General features: G+C 37.5%; 22 protein-coding genes. 7 read left to right on the top strand and 15 right to left on the bottom strand.

From position 1 onward, the window contains the following. Nucleotides 1-195: 195 nt before the first annotated feature. Nucleotides 196-2,730, bottom strand: coding sequence for a phosphoenolpyruvate carboxylase (locus tag FFS26_RS02700; RefSeq protein WP_137904210.1), 2,535 nt, complete (start codon nt 2,728-2,730; stop codon nt 196-198). Nucleotides 2,731-2,952: 222 nt separating this feature from the next. Between FFS26_RS02700 and FFS26_RS02695 the strand changes: the two genes are divergently transcribed. Continuing rightward, nucleotides 2,953-3,357, top strand: a complete 405-nt coding sequence (locus FFS26_RS02695; RefSeq protein ID WP_110009335.1) for a hypothetical protein — start codon at nt 2,953-2,955, stop codon at nt 3,355-3,357. Between the two features lie 37 nt (nt 3,358-3,394). Continuing rightward, nucleotides 3,395-4,000, top strand: a complete 606-nt coding sequence (locus FFS26_RS02690; protein WP_228406467.1) for a hypothetical protein — start codon at nt 3,395-3,397, stop codon at nt 3,998-4,000. A 246-nt stretch (nt 4,001-4,246) separates the two neighbouring features. Here FFS26_RS02690 and lpdA read toward each other — a convergent pair whose 3' ends face one another. Beyond that, nucleotides 4,247-5,647, bottom strand: coding sequence for a dihydrolipoyl dehydrogenase (gene lpdA / locus FFS26_RS02685; RefSeq protein WP_110009337.1), 1,401 nt, complete (start codon nt 5,645-5,647; stop codon nt 4,247-4,249). 99 nt (nt 5,648-5,746) lie between these two features. Here lpdA and FFS26_RS02680 point away from each other — a divergent pair, with 99 nt between their 5' ends. From FFS26_RS02680 to FFS26_RS02665, 4 genes are all read left to right on the top strand, one after another. Beyond that, on the top strand, nt 5,747-6,148 hold the full coding sequence (locus FFS26_RS02680) for a winged helix-turn-helix transcriptional regulator (protein ID WP_110009338.1): 402 nt from the start codon (nt 5,747-5,749) through the stop codon (nt 6,146-6,148). 152 nt (nt 6,149-6,300) lie between these two features. Beyond that, nucleotides 6,301-7,464, top strand: coding sequence for an iron-containing alcohol dehydrogenase (locus FFS26_RS02675; RefSeq protein WP_110009339.1), 1,164 nt, complete (start codon nt 6,301-6,303; stop codon nt 7,462-7,464). Nucleotides 7,465-7,681: 217 nt separating this feature from the next. Beyond that, on the top strand, nt 7,682-8,143 hold the full coding sequence (locus FFS26_RS02670) for a lipocalin family protein (protein WP_110009340.1): 462 nt from the start codon (nt 7,682-7,684) through the stop codon (nt 8,141-8,143). Nucleotides 8,144-8,206: 63 nt separating this feature from the next. Further along, nucleotides 8,207-8,863, top strand: a complete 657-nt coding sequence (locus tag FFS26_RS02665; RefSeq protein ID WP_110009341.1) for a GDSL-type esterase/lipase family protein — start codon at nt 8,207-8,209, stop codon at nt 8,861-8,863. Nucleotides 8,864-8,944: 81 nt separating this feature from the next. Here the strand turns inward: FFS26_RS02665 and FFS26_RS02660 are convergent, their stop codons facing one another. The 3 genes from FFS26_RS02660 to FFS26_RS02650 form a co-directional block, all read right to left on the bottom strand. Continuing rightward, a complete protein-coding gene (locus tag FFS26_RS02660) occupies nt 8,945-10,297 on the bottom strand; it encodes a DEAD/DEAH box helicase (RefSeq protein WP_110009342.1) in 1,353 nt (450 codons plus the stop codon). Nucleotides 10,298-10,456: 159 nt separating this feature from the next. Further along, nucleotides 10,457-10,966: a hypothetical protein gene (locus FFS26_RS02655; protein WP_228449377.1), complete on the bottom strand. Its 510-nt coding sequence runs from the start codon at nt 10,964-10,966 to the stop codon at nt 10,457-10,459. Nucleotides 10,967-11,088: 122 nt separating this feature from the next. Then, on the bottom strand, nt 11,089-12,735 hold the full coding sequence (locus FFS26_RS02650; RefSeq protein ID WP_110009344.1) for an ABC1 kinase family protein: 1,647 nt from the start codon (nt 12,733-12,735) through the stop codon (nt 11,089-11,091). Nucleotides 12,736-12,947: 212 nt separating this feature from the next. Between FFS26_RS02650 and FFS26_RS22390 the strand changes: the two genes are divergently transcribed. Next, nucleotides 12,948-13,112, top strand: a complete 165-nt coding sequence (locus FFS26_RS22390; RefSeq protein WP_167497813.1) for a hypothetical protein — start codon at nt 12,948-12,950, stop codon at nt 13,110-13,112. A gap of 57 nt (nt 13,113-13,169) precedes the next feature. Here the strand turns inward: FFS26_RS22390 and FFS26_RS02645 are convergent, their stop codons facing one another. The 10 genes from FFS26_RS02645 to FFS26_RS02600 all read right to left on the bottom strand — a co-directional run bounded on the left by FFS26_RS02645 (nt 13,170) and on the right by FFS26_RS02600 (nt 25,561). Continuing rightward, complete coding sequence (locus FFS26_RS02645; RefSeq protein WP_062670801.1) at nt 13,170-14,672, bottom strand: carbon-nitrogen hydrolase family protein; 1,503 nt, start codon at nt 14,670-14,672, stop codon at nt 13,170-13,172. 350 nt (nt 14,673-15,022) lie between these two features. Continuing rightward, on the bottom strand, nt 15,023-16,570 hold the full coding sequence (gene guaA / locus FFS26_RS02640) for a glutamine-hydrolyzing GMP synthase (protein WP_410493494.1): 1,548 nt from the start codon (nt 16,568-16,570) through the stop codon (nt 15,023-15,025). A gap of 177 nt (nt 16,571-16,747) precedes the next feature. Next, nucleotides 16,748-17,986 (bottom strand): phosphoribosylamine--glycine ligase, encoded by a 1,239-nt coding sequence (gene purD, locus FFS26_RS02635; RefSeq protein ID WP_137904208.1) that lies wholly within the window; start codon nt 17,984-17,986, stop codon nt 16,748-16,750. A gap of 90 nt (nt 17,987-18,076) precedes the next feature. Then, a complete protein-coding gene (gene purH / locus FFS26_RS02630; RefSeq protein ID WP_110009350.1) occupies nt 18,077-19,594 on the bottom strand; it encodes a bifunctional phosphoribosylaminoimidazolecarboxamide formyltransferase/IMP cyclohydrolase in 1,518 nt (505 codons plus the stop codon). Between the two features lie 175 nt (nt 19,595-19,769). Beyond that, on the bottom strand, nt 19,770-20,336 hold the full coding sequence (gene purN, locus FFS26_RS02625; RefSeq protein ID WP_110009351.1) for a phosphoribosylglycinamide formyltransferase: 567 nt from the start codon (nt 20,334-20,336) through the stop codon (nt 19,770-19,772). Between the two features lie 83 nt (nt 20,337-20,419). After that, a complete protein-coding gene (gene purM, locus FFS26_RS02620; protein ID WP_110009352.1) occupies nt 20,420-21,412 on the bottom strand; it encodes a phosphoribosylformylglycinamidine cyclo-ligase in 993 nt (330 codons plus the stop codon). Nucleotides 21,413-21,701: 289 nt separating this feature from the next. Next, a complete protein-coding gene (locus FFS26_RS02615; RefSeq protein WP_110009353.1) occupies nt 21,702-22,253 on the bottom strand; it encodes an NADPH-dependent FMN reductase in 552 nt (183 codons plus the stop codon). Nucleotides 22,254-22,291: 38 nt separating this feature from the next. After that, nucleotides 22,292-23,020, bottom strand: a complete 729-nt coding sequence (locus tag FFS26_RS02610; protein ID WP_034696330.1) for a pirin family protein — start codon at nt 23,018-23,020, stop codon at nt 22,292-22,294. A gap of 604 nt (nt 23,021-23,624) precedes the next feature. Beyond that, on the bottom strand, nt 23,625-25,043 hold the full coding sequence (locus tag FFS26_RS02605) for an MFS transporter (protein WP_110009354.1): 1,419 nt from the start codon (nt 25,041-25,043) through the stop codon (nt 23,625-23,627). Then, complete coding sequence (locus tag FFS26_RS02600) at nt 25,043-25,561, bottom strand: nuclear transport factor 2 family protein (RefSeq protein ID WP_110009355.1); 519 nt, start codon at nt 25,559-25,561, stop codon at nt 25,043-25,045. Before FFS26_RS02600 ends, FFS26_RS02605 begins: the two co-directional genes overlap by 1 nt. Between the last annotated feature and the right edge of the window lie 5 nt (nt 25,562-25,566).

Below are 25,566 nucleotides of genomic sequence, written 5' to 3'. Positions count from 1 at the left end.
AGATTGTGCAGATTGATTACAACATAAACATCTGTGCAATCTGTGGGAGATATATTACTATTTTGTGTCGTATTACAACATAAAAATAAGTTTGAGCTAAAGCTCATTGAATGGTTTATAAAAAAAACGGGCTTTAGCCCGTTTCTATTGATATTGATTATCATTCGTTATGATCATTCTTATTTTAAAAATAGCTTATGCCGAATTTCTGCTGGCATTAATATTACCAAATAAAGAACGGGTCACCAGCTTTTCATAAGCTTCTTTGTTTCCTTCTCCTTTCTGAATTTTCATCAACGCATACTGCTGGATACTTAGCAACGGAAGGACGATCTTCTCACGGATCTTCACAGATTTTCTGGATAACGGGTCTTCTTCCTGAAGCATTTTAAATCCTGTCAGTTCCAGCATAATGTCTCTGGAAAGCTCATATTCATCAAAAAGCACATTCCAGAAAGCACCGAACTTCGGATTATTTTTGATATAGTAAGTCAATGGGAAGTAAGACTTGTTCATACTCATCATGGAGTTCAGAACTAAAGTTTTAAAGAAATCTGAACCTTTATACAGCTCTCTTACTTCTTCAAATCTACCCTGTTCTTTCATCTTTTGCATCGCATATCCAAAACCGAAGAACCCAGGTACGTTTTGCTTCAGTTGTGACCATGATCCTACAAACGGGATGGCTCTCAGATCTTCAAATTTCAGTTCGCTGCCATTTCCCCTTTTGGATGGACGGCTTCCGATATTCGTTTTTCCGTAGTATTCCAGTGTACTCATTTCCTGAAGGTAAGGAACAAACATAGGGTGCGCTTTCAGATCTGAATATTTTTTATAGCTGATATCCGCCAACTCAATAATCAAAGCTCTTTCTTTTTCTGTAAGTTCTTTTTTTGAATTTTTGAATACGTCATTTTCAACACCAGCCGTCAGAAGCTGTTCAAAGTTGTATTTTGCCTGCTCTTTGTTTCCGAAAATACTGGTAATGGTCTGCCCCTGAATGGTTAATTCAATCTTATTATTGGCAATCGTTTTTCCCTGGGAAGCATAGAAATCGTGGGTTTTTCCACCTCCTCTTGCCGGCGGGCCTCCTCTGCCATCGAAAAATACGACTTTGATATTATTCTGCTCGGAAAGTTTTGTCAGTACTTCTTTGGCTTTATAAATTTCCCAGTTGGCTTTTAAATAACCTCCGTCTTTGGTTCCATCAGAGAATCCGAGCATGATTGTCTGCTGATTTCCTCTTTTTTCAAGATGATTTTTATAAACAGGATCATGATACAGCTCATTCATTACATTTTCTGCATTGGCAAGCCCTTCCATGGTTTCAAAAAGTGGAACAATATCCATATTGATCGCTTCATCCTGATAACCGCAGATTTTAAAGAAGGCATATACATTCATAACATCTTTTACCGCGTCAGAATTGGAAATAATATAGCGGTTCATTCCTCTTAATCCGTTCAGATGCTGGATCTCCTTAACCTGTGAAACCGTTAACAAAGTATCTTTCACAATGTCTTCAAAATCTTCGGCAGCTACCGTTTCTGAAATCTGAATAAGCTTATTGAATTTCTGTTCGTAATCAGCGTCTTCATTTCCGTATACTTTTGCATAAACCTCATCAATAACTTTCTGATGAATTCTGCTGTCCTGGCGGATATCCAGCGTAGCAAAGTGAGTTCCGAAGATCATCACACGATCCCTGAAATTTACCAAAAGATCTAAAAACAAAGAGTTATGCTCATTAACCAGTATTTTTTCTGCCTCAGCAGCTTTATTTAAAATATCTTCTGCTTTAATGCTCTTTCCGTCAAAAATGGCTGCATACAATTCTTCACTTAATTGAGTCAGCACTTCAGAAACACCTCTGAAACTCAATCTTCTCCTGATAAATTTCAAATGGCTGTAGTATGATTTCAGAATCGCTGAACGCAGTTCTTCCGCTACTCTTTTCGTTACATCCGCTGTTACAAAAGGATTTCCGTCCCTGTCTCCTCCCGGCCAGAAACCAAGCTGGATAATATCTTCATGAAGATGAAAATGGCCGTTTCCGAAAGTCTTTTTGATCTTCGTAAACAATTCGCCAATGGTATCATAATATACATATCTCAGGTAAGAAATAATACTCAGCGCTTCATCTACCGGAGTAGGTTTTTCTTTATTGACAAAAGGAGTCTTCCCCAGCTGCTGCAGAAGCATATCAATCTGCGTCACCGAATCACTGGTAATAGCCCCTCTCAAATCCTGAATAATTCTTTGTACCGAACTTGGATAAAACTGAGTCGGGTGTGCCGTAAATACGACCTTAACGCTAAAGTCTTTTAATTTCTCGCGTACTTTTTCAATTTTATGATCCTGAAAAGAACGTTCAAAAAGATTGGTTACTGTTCCATTATCACTTTCTGAATGAAGATTAGGAAATGCAGCATCCTCAATACTGTCAAACAAAACGACCTGTCTTTCTATATATTGTATGATCTTGAAAAGCAATTCCAGTTTCTGCTCTTCCGTCTGGAGATCGGTATGGTTTTTAAAGAATTCTTCGACGATATTTTCAGGAGTTTTCCCTGCTTCATAGCCGGTCCTGCTTTCCTCATAAAGAAATGGAAGCAGCATTCCGATATTCGTCATTTTATCATAAGGCAGGCTCATAAATAATGAATTATAGATCTGGAACTTATTTTCCACAATCTGCCTGAATTTTTCTGCGCGTTGGTCATGTATCATACTAACAAATGTAAGCGATTTTCAAATTAGTTGGGTTGACAAATGGCAAAAATTAAGTACGAAAATCAAAAAAAAGATATTTACATTTTATAAGTACTTTTCAGAATAAACGAACGGTTAATTATAAATATTTGTGCAGTTTTAAATTCATAGAAATCTGTTTTACTCATTCAGGATTAATATAATTTTGATTAACTTTACTGTTAACGCTATCCATAATCCATGAAAAAAATATTTACTTTTTTACTCGTAGCCCTTCTGTTCATCTCTTGTGAAAAAGATTGTTACAATGCACCATTACCCGTCATTTTTGAGTTCGTCAATTCCAATAATGAAAATCTTATCACCAATGGAACATTAACAACGTATTCTGTTCAGGATGAAAATAATGTCAGTGTACAATTATCCAAAACATCCGAGAACAGAATTCTTTTAGAAAATGTAGGCGCTTATAACGGAACAAAAAATTACAAATTTTATTCTAATATCAAAGATATCGACTTTTCCATCCAGTCATCGGAGTTTAATGGAGGCTGTGATGGTTATCAGATCAATAAACTGACTTTTACAGGTATAGATATTGATGTAACTGCTGAAAAAGGATATTATAAAATTGTACTGGAATAATTCTCTTTCTTACATTTGCATCGGAAACCCACTCTCTATGAAAGTAATCATCGCATTTTCCCTGATTCTCTCCAATCTGCTTTACAGCCAGATCAAGGTTCCTGATGATTATAAAAAAATTCCCGATATTCTTGATACTGCAGAATACCTCTACCCTTTCATTATTCCTGATAAAGGGTATGCATACTGGCGTGTTCTCAGCAATGATATGGATTATGAAAAAGCAGTTATCTATGAAAGCCAGGCTCCTGATTTTATGACGATCAATGAACCTGTTCCTGAAAGAGGCTTTTTCCAGAAATGTATCGGGAACAACTGTTTTACATACATTCTGGCGTGTAAGAATGAAAGATCAGTATATTTTTCCAATGAACAGCAACTGAGAGATTTTATCGGAGCAGTAGACAATCTTCCGGAGGCTATTTTACTGGCTAAAACATATGGGTATTCTGTGGATACAGGCAATCGCTTTACCGGATCATATAAAATTGAAGACCGTCATATTTCAATGTACCTCATGCAATCTAAGGGTTGTCCCGCTGTGAAAGAATCTTTTTGGGTTAAAATCAATAGAAAAACAGGAAAGCTGGAAGCAAAAAGCAATGGAGTTTATGCCAAGGATGAAAACTGTACTTCTTTGTAACTGAATTAAAAAAACGCCAAGGCGTAAATTAATTTATCAACATACAGCTTTAAGGCGCGAGGATTTTATCTGCGATAAAATTTACAAACTGCTAATGTAAACCATTAAGATTTTTTAAGTTGATAAGGATAGTTAAGGGAATAGCTAAAGTTATTTTTTAGCAAGATTTTTTTCTTCATCTAAGATGAATCTTAATTATTCTTATTCTTCACAGATCTTAATGGTTTAAATTTTAATAGTACTTCTTTATATATTAATGGCGCCTTGTCCGGAGGCAATCAGGTAAGCTTCCTTCAACGTTTCGGAATAGGTTGGATGCGCATAGGAAATACGGAACATATCCTCGGCGGTCACTTCATATTCCTGAGCTATGACCCCCTGTGCAATCAAATCGGCAGCTCTGGCTCCAATGATGTGAACACCCAGCACTTCGCCATATTTCGGATCCACCAAAACTTTCGCAAAACCTTCCATATCCATTGAAGCACGGGCTCTTGCACTGGCAGAAAATGGAAATTTCCCTACATTGTATGCAATGTTATTTTGTTTCAGATATTCTTCGGTGTAGCCTACTGAAGCGACTTCCGGCCAGGTATACACCACTGAAGGAATACGGTTATAGTGAATCGGTCGTTTGTGCCCGTTAATGGTTTCAACTACAAAAACACCTTCTTCTTCAGCTTTGTGAGCCAGCATTGCACCGCCAATAACATCACCAATCGCATAGATATTGGATGCAGAAGTCCGGCTGTTTTCATCCACTTTAATAAATCCTCTCTCATCCAGCTGTACATCAGTATTTTCAAGACCCAAACCTTTTACATAAGGACTTCTTCCCACCGCTACCAATACATAATCTGCTTCCAGCTCACCTTCTGTTCCGTTTTTATCTTTAAAAAACACTTTAGCAGCAGATCCGGTATTCTCGGTTTTATACACTGCATGATTAAGGCGGATATCAATACCTCCTTTTTTCAGGATTTTCTGAAGGCTTTTCCCCAATTCATGATCCATAGCAGCGATCAGATGATCAGCATATTCAAGGATAGTGACTTTTGTTCCGATGCGGTTGAAAATAGAAGCCATTTCCACCCCGATTACTCCCCCGCCTATGATTACCATAGATTCCGGTTTTTCCTTTAATGACAATGCTTCTGTAGACGTAATAATTCTTTTTTTATCAATCTCTACTCCTGGAATAGTTGATGGTTTTGAGCCTGTAGCAATGATATAATTTCGGGCAGTTATTTCTTTAACTTCAGATCCGTTTACAACTCTGATGGTAGAATTATTGATAAATCCAGCCGTTCCCTGTAATCTTGTAATATTATTTTTACTCATTAAAAAATCCAGGCCTCCTGTATTTTTTGAAACTACATCTGCTTTTCTTCTGTACATCTGAGAAAAGTCCAGTTCTATATGATCCAGCTTAATCCCATGTTCATTGAATTGATGCTGTGCTTCTGAATAATGATGTGTACTGTCCAATAAAGCTTTAGTCGGAATACAGCCCACATTGGTACATGTTCCTCCCAGAGTATCATATTTCTCGATAATCACGGTTTTATATCCCAGCTGGGCGCTTCGTATCGCCGCTACATATCCGCCGGGTCCTGAGCCGATTACGGCAATGTCATAATGATCCATTTGATTTATTAATTTTTTATGATTAAATTTACTTGCAAAACAAAAGCAAATTTAAATTAAACACTTTCAATTTGCAAGTATTATTATTAAATTAACAAAATGAGTAAAAAAAGATCAGACTGCCCCATCAGCTGCTCACTTGAAATGTGGGGAGACAAATGGTCTCTGTTGATCATAAGAGATCTCATGCTGAAAAAGGAATGTACTTACGGAGACTTCCTTAAGGCTGATGAAAAAATTGCAACAAATATTCTGGCTGCAAGACTTCAAAACCTGTTGGACAATGGAATCATTGATAAAAAAGACCATCCGGACAGTAAGCTGAAAATTCTTTATTTTCTGACTCAGAAAGGAATTGACCTGATTCCTGTAATCGTTGAAATCAATCTTTGGGGTGATCAGTATCTTACGATTCCTGATGACCGGAAAAAATTGCTGGACGAGATTAAAAAGGATAAGGAAGGCTTTATAAAAAGAGCAAAGGCCTTTCTTTCTTCTTAGATATAATACATGTTACAAGAGAATCGGAAATAGGAATCGGAAAAACTGAAAGCAATAGCTTTCATAAAATGGAATAATAGCAATTTTAAAATTTCATTAACCTACTTTTCTTTTTTCATTCCGTAAATTTGACTTAAAATAAATTTAGAACAATGCTTAATTTCGAGTTTAAAAACCCTACAAAAATACTTTTTGGGAAAGGCGAAATCGCTAAAATTTCCAAAGAAATTCCTCAAGACGCAAGAATATTAATGATTTACGGTGGCGGAAGCATCAAAAACAATGGTGTTTACGATCAGGTAAAAGAGGCTTTAAAAGATCATGAATTATACGAGTTTGGCGGAGTTCCTGCCAACCCTGAATATGAAGTTCTGATCAATGCTTTAAGCTTTATTAAAGAGAAAAACATTACTTACCTTCTTGCTGTAGGCGGCGGATCTGTCATTGACGGTACAAAATTCCTTTCTGCAGCAGCCAATTATGACGGTGAGCCATGGGATATCCTGAGAAAATCCGTAAGAACTTTTGAAGGAGAAGGAATGCCTTTCGGAAGTATTTTAACACTGCCCGCAACGGGATCAGAAATGAATTCCGGGTATGTGATCTCCAGAAGGGAAACCCATGAGAAATTATCTTCAGGAGGACCGGGACTTTTCCCACAATTTTCTGTACTGGATCCGGAAGTAATCAGATCTATTCCAAAAAATCAGATTGTGAACGGAATCACAGATGCCTATACTCACGTATTGGAACAATATATGACCGCTCCTTCTTCTGCCGACCTTCAGGAAAGAATTGCAGAAAGCATACTGATCAGCCTGCAGGAAACGGCTCCAAAAGTATTGGCTGATGATTTCAACTATGATGCTGCAGGAAACTTTATGTGGTGTTGTACAATGGCGTTAAACGGACTGATCCAGAAAGGAGTTATTACAGACTGGGCCGTGCATGCAATGGGACATGAGCTGACCGCTTATTTCGGAATTGATCATGCAAGAACACTGGCCATTATTGCTCCTTCTCATTACCGTTACAACTTTGAAGATAAAAAAGGAAAACTGGCTCAGTATGCTGAGAGAGTTTGGGGAATCAAAGACGGAAGTGTAGAGGAAAAAGCTGAACTGGGCATTAAAAAGCTGGAAGAATTCTTCCACAGTCTTCATATCAAAACCAGGCTTTCCGAATATACGGAGGACTTTAAAGGAACCGCTGAAAAGGTTGAAAAAGCCTTTACAGACAGAAAGTGGCTAGGCCTTGGAGAATATAAAAAACTGACTCCGCAGGATGCTTATAAGATTGTAGAGATGAGCTATTAAGGGATTCGGGGTACGAGGTTTGAGCTATGCAGTTTCAAGATTCGGATGAAGCGCTTATCTTCATTTTCAGTTTGAAAATATATAACCCGAAACTCGCATCCCGTATTGCAACCTCTATAAAATTATTTAATTTACAAACATTCGTTTAAAAATTCACTATTTCATTACATATATTTCAAATTTATTTATATTTTAGCATATTCTTAAATTTGTGAAAATGAAAAAACAGCTACTTTTATTTGCCTTTTCTGCCTTGGCACTTACTTCTTGTAAAGATGACAATCTCGAAGCTTATGATATGGAAATCATGAAGGGAGATTGGAAGGAAGTTAAAAGGGAAGTAATTTCCGGAAAAGATAATAAAACAGTGCTTTATACTGAAACTTTAACAGGATGTGCAGCTAAAAATACTCTTTTCTTCAGAACAGATTATTATGTAAGCTATACAGCGTATACGGGAGAAGGTGCAGACTGTACCCCATCGCCAAAAACTGAAGGAACATTTACCTACGATGCCGATTCAAAAATCATTGGAATTAAACTTGGTGACGAAGGATCAGTAAACTACAGAATTGATATTCTGACAGCCAAAGATCTTAAACTTGCCCAGCAGTCAGGAATCTTTGATATGGATGGAGATAAAATACCGGATGTCCCTTACGTAACCTACAAAAGATAAATTATAACTCCCGCTAATCGGGAGTTTTTTATTACTTTTATATCTAATTTAAAACTGAATATAATGAAGAAGATTCTATCAGCATTTCTATTGCTGTATTTTGCTATTGCCTTTTCACAGGAGAAAAAACCGATGTTCTGGCAGGACATCCAGGAGTTTAAAAAGCTGGACCAGCAAAACCCGCCTCAAAAGGATGCTATTTTATTTATCGGAAGCTCATCATTCACAAAATGGACTGATGTAGCAGATTATTTTCCTGGTAAAACAATCATCAACAGAGGGTTTGGAGGATCCAGACTTACAGATCTTAATGATTTTGCGAATGACCTTTTAGCACCTTATCAGCCCAAACAGATCATCATTTACTGTGGTGAAAATGATTTTGCAGATAATCATAAGCTAAAAGCCAAAGTAGTCGTTGACCGATTCAAAGCTTTCTACAAAAAAATCCGTGAGAGGTTTCCTGATATTGAAGTAGATTATATCTCCATCAAATATTCGCCGAGCCGAGAAGTGATCTGGCCACAGATGAAAGTTGCCAACAAAAAGATTGCTGCGTTCATGAAAAAGGAACCTAATGCGGAATTCATTGATGTGACAAAAGCTATGGAAGATGAGAATGGAAAGGTGAGAAAAGATATCTTTGTGGAAGACATGCTTCATTTTAAGCCGGAAGGATATAAAATCTGGGCTGAGGTGATCACTCCTTATATGAAGTAAGCTCAATGATGATAAAAACAATAATATCAAATTCGATTAAAAATAAAAAACGATTCCTGAAATGGGAATCGTTTTTTTATTTTATTTCTTTCTTTTCGATTTAGATTTTGCCTTCTGCTGCGCTCTGTTGGCTCCAAACTTCTTAGGAGCTTTTCTTTTGGAAGGACCACCCCAGTTTTCTTTGGTATTTTTAGCCTTTTTCTCGTGGAAAGCTCCTCCTCCTTCATTCAGTTTTACCTGTACAGGATTTTTCATGACTACCTGATCTTCTTCGGCAGCAATCTTTTTAGGATTGATTTTAACTTCCTCAGGGAAATCATTAAATTTCAATTCCTTATCCATCAACAGCTCAATATCAAGAAGCAAAGGTTCTTCTTTTTTCGTTACAAAAACCAAAGCTTTCCCTTCTTTGTCTGCTCTACCTGTTCTACCGATTCTGTGGATATACTGCTCCGGAATATCAGGCGTTTCAAAATTGATGACGTGTGTAATGTTCGAGATATCCAGACCTCTTGCCATGACATCTGTGGTAATCAAACCTCTGATCTCTTCGTTTTCAAACCTCTTCATCGCTTTCAGTCTGTAATTCTGCGATTTATTAGAGTGAATTACATCAAACTGTTCAGGGAAAAGCTCATCGATTTTAGTAAAGAGAAGGTCTGCATGTTTTTTATTGTTATTGAAAATCAATACTTTGGACATATCTGCATCACTTTTAAGCAAATGCTCCAGTAAATTGATCTTGGTATTAAAGTTTTCTACTTTGTAACCAATCTGCTCAATTTTCTCAAGTGGTGTTCCTGATTTAGCCAATGAAATTTCAATCGGATTGGCAAAATAAACATCCAGCATTTCGTCTACCGCTTCCGTCATGGTTGCAGAGAAAAGAATATTCTGTCTCTTCTCCTTCATCATTTCAAAAATATGGGTAAGCTGTGGTCTGAAACCAAGGTTAAGCATCTCATCAAACTCATCGATGATCAGCTTCTGAACTTCTTTCAGAGAAATTGCGTTGTCTATGGAAAGATCCATCACTCGTCCCGGTGTTCCTACCAGAATATCACATCCATCATTAAACAATAGTTTTTGAGTATTGATATTTTTTCCACCGTATATCCCGATTACTCTTGCCGTAATATTTTCTGTCAGTTTTTCAAGGATTTCTGTTACCTGTACCACCAGTTCTCTTGTGGGAACAAGCACCAAAACAGTTGGATTTCCTGTCTTGCTGTATTTCCATGTTTTAAGAACAGGTAAAAGATAAGCTAATGTTTTCCCGGTTCCTGTCTGCGCAATTCCCATTACATCTCTTCCCGAAAGTATAGGCTTTAAGCTCTTCTCCTGAATTGGAGTAGGTTCAAATAATTCCAGATCCGCTAAAACATCGAGAATTTTAACCGGAAGGTCAAAATCCGCAAAAGTGAGTTTTTCCATTTTGCAAAGATAGGTATTTAATTTTGTAGTATGGAAGCACGAAGTCTGAAGCTGGAAGATTATCAAACGTTCTTTTTAATTTTTTGAATGTACAATGAAACAGATTAATGTATTAACACAGGTCATTTCCTTCTCTCTTCCAACCTCAAGCGATTGTAATCAGTTCACTTTTACACTTTTACTACTGATTTTAATATCATCATCTTCCCATTTGCTGGAGGTAACAATAACGTATCCTTTCTTTTTCGGATCTTTTTTAATAGGAAACTGATCTTCTTCCCACTGATTACAATGGGTTGAGATAGAAGGTAATAATGGCTTCCAACCCGTTTTACCTAAAGTGTACACATAGAACGGATGCCAGCAGCTGGTGCACCAATTGGGATAAAAACCGATCTCTTCTTTTCCGTCGCCATTAAGGTCTCCTAAGTTATACAGACTTCCCTGGTTTGCAGGAGTAATGGTGATCGGCTGTATATTTTTATCGCTGAAATAAATGGTGGTTTCACACTTTCCTTCACATTCATCGCCACAGTCGCTGACTTTTGTGTAAGCGTATTCTTTTGTTCCGCTTCCGTCAAAATCTCCCTGAAGTTTTTCTTCATTTCCTTGTTGAGCCATACAAAGTGAGCTGAATAAGGTGATGGATGTTATAATAAGTGTTTTCATTGTTTTGGGTTTAAATACGGGGTGGCGGGATTTGAGTTACGGGGTGACGGGATTCGGGTTGCGGGTTACGAGGTGTGGGATTTGCGTTTATACATTCCTCCAGTTCAAAGTCAACTTCCTTTTTATTTTCTGGTTACTCTTAGCAGAAGGATAATGACTAAAAGAATTGAAAAAATAAAACCTAAAACTGCAACTAACGACAGTTCTCCGATTCTTGGTCCGGATTCTGAGGAAAAAACGATAGCCGTGGCAATGATATTCGCTCCTAAAACCATGGCTAGAATCAGATTGATGACACTGGATTTGATGAGCTGGTTGGTCTTCTCTATATTTTTGATTTCGCTGGAAACAGTGAATTTATTATCATCCAGTTTTTGAAGAACGGAACGAAGTTCTTTCGGAATTTCATCTACATTATCCGTGAAATTCATCATACGGTCCATCCCTGTTTTTAAAAGATTTTTAGGGCTGATTTTCTTGGTAAAAATCTTTTTGGTGTAAGGATGAAGACTTTTAACAATATCAAGATCAGGATTAATGCTCCTTCCCACTCCTTCTATCAGGCTGATTCCTTTGAACAGAAGATAGAAATAATCCGGCATATAAAGCCTGTTGTCTTTTAAAATGTCTTTCATCTTATTGATGATTACCTGTACATTAATGTCCTGTAATGACGAACTGTGTACAAAATTCAGAATTTCTTCCACATCATTTTCAAAGCGTCTTTCATCAGGTATTTCATAGCTGATTGCCATTTTTTTGAGTGAACGGACTATTTTATGCGAATTTTTAGCGACAAAGCTTACGATAAGGTTTTCAAGAATTTCTTTATCGTTTGGCTGAATTTTCCCTACCGCTCCAAAATCAATGAAAACAATTCTGCCATCTTTTTTTACCAGAATATTTCCGGCATGAGGATCGGCATGGAAAAATCCATAATCTAAAATCTGCGATACAAAAAGCCTTAGTCCTTCTTCCGAAACTTTTACAGGATCAATACCATTGGCCAGCAAAACAGATTTGTCGGTTACTTTGATCCCATCGATAAACTCCATACAAAGAATATTGTTGTTGGAAAATTCTTCGTAGACTTTAGGAACATAAGTTTCTTTATTGTTCTTGAAATTCACACGGAACTGCTGGATATTGTTTTTTTCATTAATCAAAGAAACTTCTTCCAGTAAAGATTTTTCAAAGGTAGAAATGGCCTGTTTCAGATTCAGTTTTTCTCCTATTTCCGAGTAAGCGGATATCAGTTTTTCAATATCTTTTATCAACAGTAAATCATCTTCAATGACGGACTGTACATCGGGTTTTCTCAATTTTAAAATCACAGGGCTGCCATCCAGCAGAACAGCTTTGTAAACCTGAGCAATGGAAGCTGTAGCCAAAGGCTTTTTCTGAATTTCATGGAAATAATCTTTCACAGAAATATTAAATTCACTTTCCAGTGCTTCCTCCACATTCATATCTACTGTTTCCACTTTGTCCTGAAGTTTCTGCAGTTCCTGGATCATTTCCGGCGGCAATAAATCTTCCCTGTTACTAAATGTCTGACCCAATTTTACAAAGGTAGGCCCAAGCTCCTCAAGAGCCAGTCTGATTCTTTCGTAAACGGTTCCTTTTGAGATGATTTCATCTGAATGACCGGAAACTTCTTCCTGCTTATTTCCGTTCATTCTGGCCAGAAGATCTTTGAATCCATATTTACTGAGTACGGAAATCAGTCTTGCGGATCTTTTCAGTTTTCTTTGAGGTTTATCAAACATAGTGTATCAATAGTAGGTGCAATTTACTCCAAAAATTGTTCCTTTATGAAAACAATTATGACAACAACGCCAACAAATAAAATTAAAAATAACAACACATAATCAGTATTTTAAAGAATAAAATACACCAATATCAATAAAAACACATCATACATTGTAAAAATTAATATATTTACAACGTACAAATTAAAACAAATCAAAAGTATTAGAACATGAAAAATTTACGCAACAACAAACTTTCAAGAGAGCAATTAAAAGGAATTGCAGGAAGCGGAATCATTATCGGAAACTGCTCAAACCAATGCTGCCCTACAGACGGAAGACCAAAATGTCCTGGACTGATCTGCCCTGCTGTAGTATGCCCTCAGTATATGTAAGCTGCTCAAAAAAATTTTAGGTAAAATAAAAACAGAATGCTTTCGCATTCTGTTTTGTTATTTAAGATAAGTCTCATAAAGATCTTTTCTGCGGTCTTTCATCACCTGAACAGAACCGTTGTGATGGAGATCTTTCAGGAGGTTCAGATCTACATCCACAATCAGGGTCATTTCTGTATTGGGAGTTGCTTCTCCTTTCACGGCATTGGATGGGAAGGCAAAATCGGAAGGGGTAAATACGGCAGCCTGTCCGAACTGAATATCCATATTATTGACCTTCGGAAGGTTTCCTACGCAACCGGCAATAGCAACGTAACATTCATTTTCAATGGCTCTTGCTGCGGCACAGTGGCGTACTCTCATGTACGCATTCTGAGTGTCTGTAAGATAAGGAACAAACAGAATTTTCATTCCCTGATCGGCCAGAATTCTTGGTAACTCCGGAAATTCCACGTCATAGCAGATGACAAGACCTATTTTTCCGCAGTCGGTATCAAAAACTTTGATTTCATTTCCGCCTTTCATTCCATAATATCTCTTTTCATTCGGAGTAATATGAATTTTTCTATATTCATCCATACGGCCGTCACGGTGAAGAAGATAGCTTACGTTGTACAGTTCATTATTTTCAAAAACAGGCATACTTCCCGAAATAATATTGACGTTGTAACTGATGGCCAGCTCTGAAATTTTTTCTTTGATTTCCTCTGTCAACTTAGCCAGTTCTATCATACTGTCCCTTTCGGAAAGATTATTGAAGGGTGCCAGCAAAGGCGTGTTGAACAGCTCCGGGAAAAGGACAAAATCAGATTTGTAATCTCCCATTACGTTTACAAAGAATTCTACCTGCTCGTAAAAAGCTTCAATATCTTTAAAATGCCTCATCTGCCATTGCACCAATCCGAGACGGATAATGCTGTCCTGCATGGTATTCGGTTTTCTGCTGTAATAAATATTGTTCCATTGCAAAAGAACTGCATTTTCTCTGGAAGCTTCATCTTCCGGAAGATATTTTTTCAGGATTTTTATCGGAAGAAAATTATTGGAAAGCTGGAAAGACAATACCGGATCATAGATCTCTTTATCTCTTACTTTTCGGATATAATTTCTTGCAGAAAGTTCGTGGCTGTATTTGTGATAATTGGGGATTCTGCCTCCAAGAATAATCGATTTCAGGTTTAATAACTCACAAAGTTCTTTTCGTGCATCGTAAAGCCTTCTTCCCAAACGTAATTCACGAAACTCAGGATCTACAAAAACTTCAATTCCGTAGAGAACATTCCCCGTTGAAGTATGGGTATTGAATGTATAATTTCCTGTAATATCACTATAGGTATGGTCGTCCCCGAATTCTTCATAATTGACGATAATGGAAAGCGCTACAGCAGCGAGTTTTCCGTCAACCGTGATACAAATTTGTCCGTTAGGGAATATTTTGGTCAGTTTATCAATACTTTTTTTGGACCATATAGACTCCGACATCTGTGGGTAGGCCCTTTTCATCGTTTCCGCCAGTTCATCATAATCCTGAAGGGTCAGGTTTCTTGTTTCTATTTGCATTTGATGTAATTTTACTTAAATTTAGTGAAAATTTGCTTTAATAGGGTATTACCAAGCAAAACATTAACCAAACAGTAATTCGGAATGGCAATAATTTTTCTGAATCAAAGCGAGTGTCCTATTTGTAAAAAACTTTAGATAAAGGACAGGATATAGTTTTATTTCCTCCTTTCACCTCGGACAAGAATCATCAATTTTACTTATTTAATGATGAAGGAGCTCATCGTTCTTGTTTGCAGAAAACAAAACTTGGAACAGAAGCCTTAAAATTTTTAGAAATAATCTCCGATATAAATAAAAAATCCCACCCAAAGCGGGCAGGATTTATATAAGTAAATTCAAGTCAAAAATTATTCCCACTCAATGGTTGCAGGCGGTTTGCTTGAAATATCGTAAGCTACTCTGTTGATTCCTCTTACTTCGTTGATGATTCTGCTGGAAACGGTATCCAGGAACTCGTAAGGAAGTCTGCTCCATGTTGCTGTCATGAAATCGATGGTGTTAGCAGAACGAACTACAGCGGTGTATTCGTAAGTTCTTTCGTCACCCATTACTCCTACAGATTTTACAGGAAGAAGGACTACAAATGCCTGAGATACTTTTTCGTAAAGGTCATTTTTGTATAATTCTTCGATGAAGATATCATCAGCTTCCTGAAGGATTCTTACTTTCTCAGCATCTACCGCTCCCAATACTCTGATTCCTAATCCAGGACCAGGGAAAGGGTGTCTGTATACCAGGTGATGAGGAATACCCAATTCTTCTCCTACTTTTCTTACTTCGTCCTTGAAAAGCTCTCTTAAAGGCTCCAATAACTCGAATTCCATATCTTCAGGAAGTCCTCCAACATTGTGGTGAGACTTGATTACTGCAGATGGTCCGTTGACAGACTGGCTTTCGATAACGTCAGGATAAATGGTTCCCTGAGCTAAGAACTTAGCGCCCTCAATTTTATGAGCTTCTTCGTCAAATACGTGGATGAATTCGTTTCCGATGATTTTTCTCTTTGCTTCAGGATCGTCTACTCCGGCTAGTTTTGAAAGGAATCTTTCTTTAGCATCCACCATTTTAATATTCATATGGAAATGCTCTCCGTACTGATCCATTACTTTTTTCCCTTCATCCTTTCTCAATAATCCCGTATCTACGAAGATACAAGTTAACTGATCACCGATGGCTTTGTGGATCAAAACAGCGGCTACAGAAGAGTCTACACCTCCTGAAAGTCCAAGGATTACTTTGTTGTCTCCTACTTTCTCACGGATTTCCTCAACTGTTTTTTCGATATAGTTAGTCAGTTTCCAGTTTTTCTCTGAGTTACAGATGCTGAAAACGAAATTTTCAAGCATTTTCCCTCCTTCTTCTGTATGAGAAACTTCCGGGTGGAACTGAACGCAGAAGATTTTTTTGTCTTCATTGGAGATAGAGGCAATTACACCTGATTTTGCATTTAATTCAAAACCTGCAGGCAATTCTCCTACTTCGTCAAAATGGCTCATCCAAACAACAGAGTTCTGAGTTACCCCTTTTAATAAAGAGCTTTCTTTAACGATCTCTAAGTTGGCTTTACCATACTCTCCTTTTTCTCCTTTGTTTACTTTTCCTCCTAAAAGGTGCGCCGTCATCTGCATTCCGTAGCAGATTCCCAATACAGGAACTCCCTGCTCATATAATTCTTTTTCAACCAGGTGGGCATTTTCTGCATTTACAGAACTTGGTCCACCGGAAAGGATGATCCCTTTTGGCTGTTTTGCTAAAATATCTTGTAATGGTGTATTGTAAGGCAAGATTTCAGAGTACACACCCATCTCACGGATTCTTCTTCCGATAAGCTGGTTGTACTGGGATCCGAAATCTAAAATAATAATACCGTTGTTCATTTTTGATAATTGATAAATGATGATTGATAAATGATAGAGCTAATGGCCACTGGCTAATGGCTTCTGGCCTGGAAATAATTTCCCAATTTCACTTTCAGCAATTAAATTTCTAACCTCTAGCTTCTAATTTCTAATTATTAACTGTTTTACAAAAAAAGACTTGGAATGACTCCAAATCTTTTTTCGTGATTTTTATTAAAACTTTCCGATGTCTTCTCTATAGAAGCCGTAATCGAAATGTACGTGCGCTGCATCTTCGTAAACTTTTTTGCGGGCATCTTCGTAGGTAGCTCCTGTAGCCACAATGTTCAGTACTCTACCTCCATTGGAAACTACTTTATCACCTTTCGTGACTGCTCCTGCATATAAAAGTTTACTATGTTTCAGTTTGTCTTCTCCTGTAATTTCGAAACCTATTTCGATATTTCTCGGATATCCTCCTGAACACATAACAAGGCAAACTGCTTTTTCGTCTTTAAACTTAAGCTCAATGTCTTTCCCTTCCATACAGTCCTGGATAACATCTAAAAGATTGTTTTCCATTAATGCCATCAATACCTGAGTTTCAGGATCTCCGAATCTCATGTTGTATTCAAGAAGGTAAGCTCCGTTTTTCGTCACCATCAATCCGAAGAAGATGATTCCTTTAAATCCGAAACCTTCAGCTTTAAGACCTTTAACAGTAGGTTCCAGAATATTTTTCTCAAAATCTGCATAATGCTCCTGAGTAAATTCCGGGCTTGGCGCTACTGAACCCATACCTCCCGTATTAGGTCCTGTATCTCCGTTTCCCGCTTTTTTATAATCTTTTGCCGCTACACAAGGGAACAATTTTTCCCCGTTAGAGAATGCAATGATTGAAGCTTCAAAACCTTGTAAATATTCTTCGATAACTAAACGAATACCAGCATCACCATAGATTCTTCTGATCATGAAATCGTGGATTGTAGCTTCAGCTTCTTCAAGGTTGTCACAGATAACCACCCCTTTTCCGCCTGCTAAACCACTAGCTTTGATTACCAAAGGATACTGCTGTGTCTGCACATATTCTTTAGCATCATTGTATGAATCAAATACGACAGCCTTCGCTGTTTTGATATCATAGGTCTGCATAAATTTCTTAGAGAAAGCTTTACTTCCTTCCAGGCTCGCTACTTTCTGAGTAGGCCCGAAAACTTTAAGATCATGCTTTTTAAATTCGTCCTTGATACCCGCTACAAGAGGAGCTTCAGGACCTACGATCGTAAGATCAATTTTTTCTTTAATCGCGAAATCTCTAAGTTCTTTGATTTCTGATAAATGAACATTTTTCCCTATTACATCGGTAGTAGCATTCCCGTTGGCAAAAAACATTTTAGAAATTCTTGGGTCATTCTGAAGCTTTGCCGCTAAAGCAGATTCTCTACCGCCTTCACCTATGATTAATATTCTCATACTTTATTTATTATCTAGTCTTATTTTACAAATATATAATTTTGAATGCTAAAAATACAATCCCTAATTATTTTTTTAATTCTATTTTAATTAGTGGAAAAAGTGTCTGACACCTGTAAACATCATCGGGATTTTGTGCTCATTGGCAGCCTCTATACTATCCTGATCTTTTACACTTCCACCAGGCTGAATAATCGCCTTGATACCTTCCTGAGCGCAGAAATCTACCACATCACGGAAAGGGAAAAATGCATCTGAAGCCAGTACTAAATCTCCTGAGAATTTTTCTTTTGCTCTTTCGATCGCCTGCTGTGTTGCCCAGATTCTGTTTACCTGACCGCCTCCGATACCGAATGCCTGAATTCCGTTGGAAACTACAATCGCATTAGACTTCACATATTTTACTACTCTCTGAGAGAAAAGCAATGCTTTTTTCTGCTCTTCTGTAGGCTGTACTTCAGTAACTACTTTAATATCGTCAGAGAAATGGGTATCATTATCCTGAACAAGGATACCTCCGTCTACTTTCACCCAGGTCTGTTTGTCTGAAACAGGGTTTACGATTCTGATGATTCTCAGGTTTTTCTTTTTTCTTAAAATTTCAAGGGCTTCTTCATCAAATTCAGGAGCCATTACAATTTCAAGGAAAGTTTTATTTAATTCTTCAGCTGTAGCTGCATCAATTGTATAGTTCATTGCAACAATTCCGCCAAAGATGGAAACCGGATCACATTCGAAAGTTTTCTGATAGGTTTCCAAAGCTGAAGTTCCGATCGCAACGCCACAAGGGGTTGAGTGTTTTACCGCACAACAAGCCATTTCTTCTTTGAACTCAGTGACAACTTTCCAGCAAAGGTCCATATCACGAAGATTGTTGAAAGAAAGTTCTTTACCTCCAAGCTGTTCGAAATCTTTCATTGCTCCGTTTTCGAAAGTAGAAACGTAGTAAGCTGCTGTCTGGTGAGGGTTTTCTCCATATCTTAGATCTGCTACTTTTTTATAAGAAGCATTCAGGTAAGTAGGATATTCTTCATCTAAAAGCATTCTGGAAATAGCCGCATCATACGCAGAGGTAAGGTTGAATACTTTTCCTGCAAGCTTTTTACGGGTTTCGATGTATGTATCACCGTTTTGCTCCATTTCAATTTTCACTGCTGCATAGTCTTCTACATCAGTGATTACCGTTACAGAATCAAAGTTTTTCGCTGCAGAACGAAGCATTGAAGGACCTCCTATATCGATAAACTCTACTTTTTCATGTAAAGAAATGTCTTTGTTTACATTTTCAAAGAAAGGATAAAGATTTACGATCACCATGTCAATCAGACCAATTCCGTGTTCCTGAACGGTTTTCATGTGCTCTTCATTGTTACGAACAGCCAGCAATCCACCGTGAACTTTAGGGTGCAGAGTTTTCACTCTTCCATCCAACATTTCAGGGAAATTGGTAACCTCATCAATCTGAATAGGATTTAAACCAGCGTCTTTCAAATGTTTGAACGTTCCTCCTGTAGAGATCAACTCATAATTCTGAGCTTCCAAAAACTGTGCGAATTCTATTAATCCACTTTTGTCAGAAACACTGATTAAAACTCTCTTTTTACTCATTTTACTTTCAATTTTTTACTTTTTACAGCTATTTCAAACTGTGTCCGGGTCTTTCACCTCCGAACTTACTTTTATTTTACTTAGATTTCTTTTTATTAATGTAACAATGTATCAGTCCAGCAATGTAACAATACCTTCAACATTGGTAAATTGGTACACTGGTGCATTGTTATATTTATTCATTTCCCAGGACCTTATTGATCGCGATCGGGAATATTTCATATTCAATCTGGTGAACTTTCTGAGCCAGCGTTTCAGGAGTATCCTCAGCGGTTACTTCAAAAGACTTCTGAAGAATAGCTTCTCCTTCATCAATCCCTGGTGTCACAAAATGTACAGTTGCCCCACTCTCTACTTCTTTGGCTTCAATAACTGCATTGTGAACGTTCATTCCCCACATTCCTTTTCCTCCGAATTTCGGAAGCAAAGCCGGGTGAATATTGATTATTTTACCATTCCAGTTTTCACAGAATTCAGATTTTAAGATGGATAAAAACCCGGCCAATACAATAAGATCTGTATTTTCAGGGATTACTTTAGCCAACTCACTGCTGAAGTTCTTTCCTCTTGGAATAAGAATGTTTTCTATATTGTGATTCTTTGCTCTTTCCAGTCCGAAACATTCTCTGTCTGCTACCACCAGAGTTACTTTTGCATTCTGGATTTCTCCTGAGTCAATAGTATCAATGATTCTCTGCAGATTGGTTCCTGAACCGGACACGAGTACAACGATGTTCTTCATATTAATAATGTAACAATGTATCAGTCTATCAATGTAACAATGATTTAATTGGTACACCGGTACATTGTTATATTGTTATATTATTATATTGATAAATTAATTTTCTCTGCTCCTTCAGTGATTTCACCGATTTCGTAAGCGTCATCTAAAAGGTGTAATACTTTTTCAGCATGTTCAGCATCTACAACGATTACCATTCCTACGCCCATATTGAATGTTCCGTGCATTTCTTTACGTGTCACTCCACCTCTTTTTTCAAGCTCAAGCATCACACTAGGAATTCTGATTTTTGATTCGTCGATAGAAGCACAAAGTCCTTCAGGAATAATTCTAGGAACGTTTTCGTAAAGACCACCTCCTGTGATGTGGGCAATTCCTTCTACTCTTACTTCTTCCAGTACTTTGTGAATATCTTTGTAGTATAGTCTTGTAGGAACTAAAAGTGTTTCATATAATGGTTTTCCTTCAAACTCTTCTTCAAAGTTCGGGAATACTTTTCTTACTAAAGAGAATCCGTTTGAGTGGAATCCTGAGCTTGGTAACGCAATAATTTTGTTCCCTGCTTTGATCTTAGAACCGTCAATGATCTGATCTTTTTCTACGATTCCTACACAGAATCCTGCAACATCATAATCTCCAGGCTGGTACATCCCTGGCATTTCAGCAGTTTCACCGCCAATCAGTGCACAGTTGTTATCCTTACAAGCAGCAACCATTCCTAAAACGATTTCTGCAGCAATTTCCGAATCAAGCTTTCCGCAAGCCAGATAATCTAAGAAGAATAAAGGTTTTGCTCCGTGACAAAGAATATCGTTGGCACACATTGCGAAGCAATCTACCCCGATAGAATCGTATTTTTTAGTATCTAAAGCTACTTTCAGCTTTGTTCCTACTCCATCTGTTCCTGATACAAGAACCGGATTTTTGTATCCTCCGATTTCATAGAAAGCACCAAAACTTCCCAAGTGGTTCAGTACATTGGAATTGTGGGTTTCACCGACCGCTTTTTTGATCTTGTCAACCGTTTTGTATCCTTCTTCTTTGTCTACTCCTGCTGATTTGTAAGTGTTGCTCATGTCTAATAATTTATAATAATCTAACAATGTAATAATCTAATTAGTGTAACAATAAATTGAATTGTTAGATTGATACATTGATCAATTGGTACATTATATATTTACTTTTATACTCGATTTTAGAAAACAAAAAAGCCGACAATCTTTTCAGATTATCGGCCGTTATTTTATCTCAGAATTTCAGAGCCCACAACTTTCCCTTTATGAGAAAAACATTGTTTATAGGAGGTCTGAATTTTCATCTCTTTTCTTTTTGCAAAAATAGTAATTTTAAATGAATATTCAAATTCTATTTTTCAAGGATTGTTTCAATGGCTGCAATCTTCTTAATTTTTTCTTTTAACTCACTGTCTTTCTCTTCATTAGAAATTTTCTGAGCGGCTTTATCAAAGTTATCATTAAAGAAAGGAAGTGAAAATGTTTCCACCACATTTCCTCCGTGGAAAGGGAAACGCTTTGAGGCAGCTTCCAAAACACCTGCTCCACCTCTACCGCCCGGAGATGTAGACATCAATAGCATTGGTACTTCGTTCCAAACCGTTCTGTCTTTGATTCTGGATACCCAGTCGAATACATTTTTGAATGCTGTAGAATACGTTCCGTTGTGCTCTCCCAAAGAAACCAGTAATACATCAGCACCGTCAATTTTTGCTGCGAAATCATGTGCTTCCTGTGGAACACCGCCTGCTAATTCTCTTTCGTGTTTATAGATAGGCATTTCGAAAGGATTCAAATCGATCACTTCTACGTCTGCATTTTCAAATAACGTTGATGCATAGGCTACCAACTGCTTGTTCATTGAAACTTCTGAATTACTTCCTGCTATTGCTAAAATTTTCATAGGTGAGGTTTATTTTTTAAGATTACAAATTTAGTTTTTTATTTAAGATAAGAAGGCAGTTCCATTGGGACTTCCATTAATAATACTTCAGTGTCTTCTACGGCTTCGATATTAAAGCTCTGCGTATCCCAGATTCCCAATCCGTCTCTTTCATTCAGAACACGGTCTCCGATTTTTGCACTTCCTTTTAACACAAATGCATAGACTCCGTTTCCTTTTTTGTTAAGCATATAATTTTTGCCATTTCCTTTTTTAAAGTTGGCCAAGTTGAACCAGGCATCCTGATGAATCCAAACTCCGTCATCATTTTTATTGGGAGATAAGATCTGCTGGAATCCATTGATTTTTTCCCCTTCTTTGATACTTTTCTGATCGTATCTCGGTTCAACATTCTGTTCTTTTGGGAACACCCAGATCTGAAGGAATTTTACTTCTTCATCTTTATTTTTATTGTATTCGCTGTGCATAACACCGGTTCCGGCACTCATCACCTGAATTTCTCCTTTTCTGATCACCGCTGTGGTTCCCATGGAGTCTTTATGTTCCAGATCTCCTTCCAAAGGAATGGATATAATTTCCATATCTCTGTGCGGGTGTGTTCCGAAGCCCATTCCCTGAGAAACGGTATCATCGTTCAATACTCTTAAAACGCCGAAGTTTGTTCTATCTCTGTTTTGATAGTTCGCAAAACTGAATGTATGGTAAGAATTTAACCATCCGTGATTAGCATGGCCTCTTGAATCTGCTTTATGATATACTGTTTTCATTTTCTGTGATTATTTATGGTACAAATGTACGGGATGTGAACGTTTAAAAAGTTGATGTAGGTTAAGAAAGGAAATTGTAGAAGTAAAAATGGTGAAAAAGTGAAAATATAGGCTAGGTTGGATTACGCAAAGACGCAACTTTTTTCACATTTGATATGTTTTTACGGCGCAAGGATTTTATCTGCGATAAAATTTTATACTGGATATTTTTTCTTCCAATGAGTAAACAAGTGCAAGCATCTGTGATATCTGTGCATCTGTGATATCTGTGAGAATCTGTGGGAGATTATTGCAATCTTAAGATCAAAAAAAATAATAAGCATACGCGAAAGGTAGATTTTAAGTTTTGGCTCCTATGCCAATTGATGAATGTTTAAAAGAAAAGCGGGCTAAAGCCCGCTCCTATTGATATTTTGAATTTAAACCTATTAACTTATTCCTTTAATTTAATACTCGATATTAATGATTACAAAGTTTTTCATATTGATAACCCTTCGACAGGCTCAGGGTAACACTCCGAATACCTACCGGAATTTTTAACCGGTGTCAGGCTGAGCCTGTCGAAGGTACTACTAAAAGGATAAGTCAGTAAAACTATTTATTTTTAAAAGTGTACCTGCTTGATTTCCTCTTCAATTTCCTTAGGCGTTTCATCTTCTGATTTCACAAAAATCATGGTTACTACAGCTCCAATCAGCATGCAAACGCCTCCTACCACAACATAATCCATCGCCTGTTTTCCGAAAATCCCGCTTACGATTGGACCTCCGAACAAACCATTGATGATCTGCGGAATCACGATAAAGAAATTAAATATTCCCATATAAACGCCCATTTTCCGTTGTGGAATCACCTCAATAAGCATTGCATAAGGCATTGCTAAAATACTTGCCCAGGCAAAACCTAATCCAATCATGGAGATCCATAAATTGTTGACATCCTTAATGAAATACATGGAAACCAGTCCCAAACCTCCACACAATAAAGCTAAAGCATGAGTCTGTTTTTTACCAATCAGTTTAGCGATAGGTGTTAACAGAAATGCAAACGGAATCGCCCAGAGATTGTACATTCCGAAGAGCTTTCCGGTAAGGTCACCTGCATCATTAAATGCCTTGGAATGGGTATCTTCCGGGGAAAGTCCAAAATGATGGGTTGCCAGCGCACTGGTGGTAAATACCCACATGGTAAATAAGGCAAACCATGAGAAAAACTGAACAATTCCCAGTTTTTTCATCTGCAAAGGTATTGCTGCAAAGTCTTTAAAAATATCTGAAAACTTAGAGTTATGTTGGTCTGCGTCTTTTCCATCTTCAAAATCAGCAAATTCCTGTGGGGAATATTCTCTGGTTGTCATGATGGTGTATAGAATTGATATGATAAGCAATCCCGCACCGATATAAAAAGAATAAATCACATTATCTGCTACAAATCCTGCCTGTGCTTCATTGGAAATCCCCATTTTCGTTAACCAATCCGGAAGATAAGAGCCTAATACCGCTCCGATTCCAATAAGAATTGTTTGTACAGAAAATCCTATCGTACCCTGATGTTTCGGGAGCATATCTCCTACCAAAGCTCTGAAAGGCTCCATCGCAATATTCACCGAAGCATCCATCATGGCCAGAAATATTACGGCTAACAAAAGCGCATTGGCCGCAAACATCTGAGTAACAGAAGCTGCATTCGGAAGTAAAACCAATCCTATTGCACACAAGACAGCTCCGATCAGGAAATAAGGTTTTCTTCTTCCCAACGGACTCCAGGTATTGTCTCCCATGTGACCGATGATAGGCTGGACAATCAGACCTGTAATGGGAGCTACCAGCCAGAACCAGGATAATTCGTGAACATCTGCTCCTAAATTCCCCAAAATACGGCTTGCATTTCCATTTTGTAGTCCGAATGCCATTTGAATTCCCAGGAATCCCATGCTCATATTGATAATCTGGAGCATGGATAGGTCTGGTTTTTTCCTTTTTCCTACCTTCCCAGTATCATATTTCCCCATCATTATTGCCATTACAACTTCAGTTTTTGAATTAATGCATCTTCGATAGGTGTCTTCTCAATAACCACTTTATCTACCACCTCATTCGGCACTGTCACAGAAAGAACATATTGCTTAACCTTCCAGTTTCCGTTGATTTTCTCTACCACTCCTGAGCCTCTGCAGATCTTCATCTGGGTATCCAGTAATTCATCAAACCATGCCAGTTTTCCGTCTTTGCTGAAGTAAATATTTCTTTTAAGAGCTTTAAAATTCCAGGTTTTCTTTTTATCAAAATAAGGTTTTGCCCAGACCATAAATGCTTTTTTATCCCAGATTTCGGTAGCATCTGTTCCGATGAAGGTAGATTCATCCGCAAAGAGGTTAAAATACGCATTGTAATCTGCTTTTGCCGCCATTGCATTGAAGGTATCAAGCATGATAGTGATTTCCGATTTTTCTTTTTCAAATCCGATTTTCGACTGTGCTGTAAGTAAAGAAAATCCCAGTAAAAAAAGGATGAGTGTATAAGCAGTCGTTAGTTTTTTCATATGTA

Origin of the sequence: Chryseobacterium sp. 2VB, from assembly GCF_005503635.1 — a bacterium.
Classification (GTDB): domain Bacteria; phylum Bacteroidota; class Bacteroidia; order Flavobacteriales; family Weeksellaceae; genus Chryseobacterium; species Chryseobacterium cupriresistens.
Note: the sequence above shows the minus strand (reverse complement) of the source record. Positions and strands in the feature narration are given on the sequence as shown.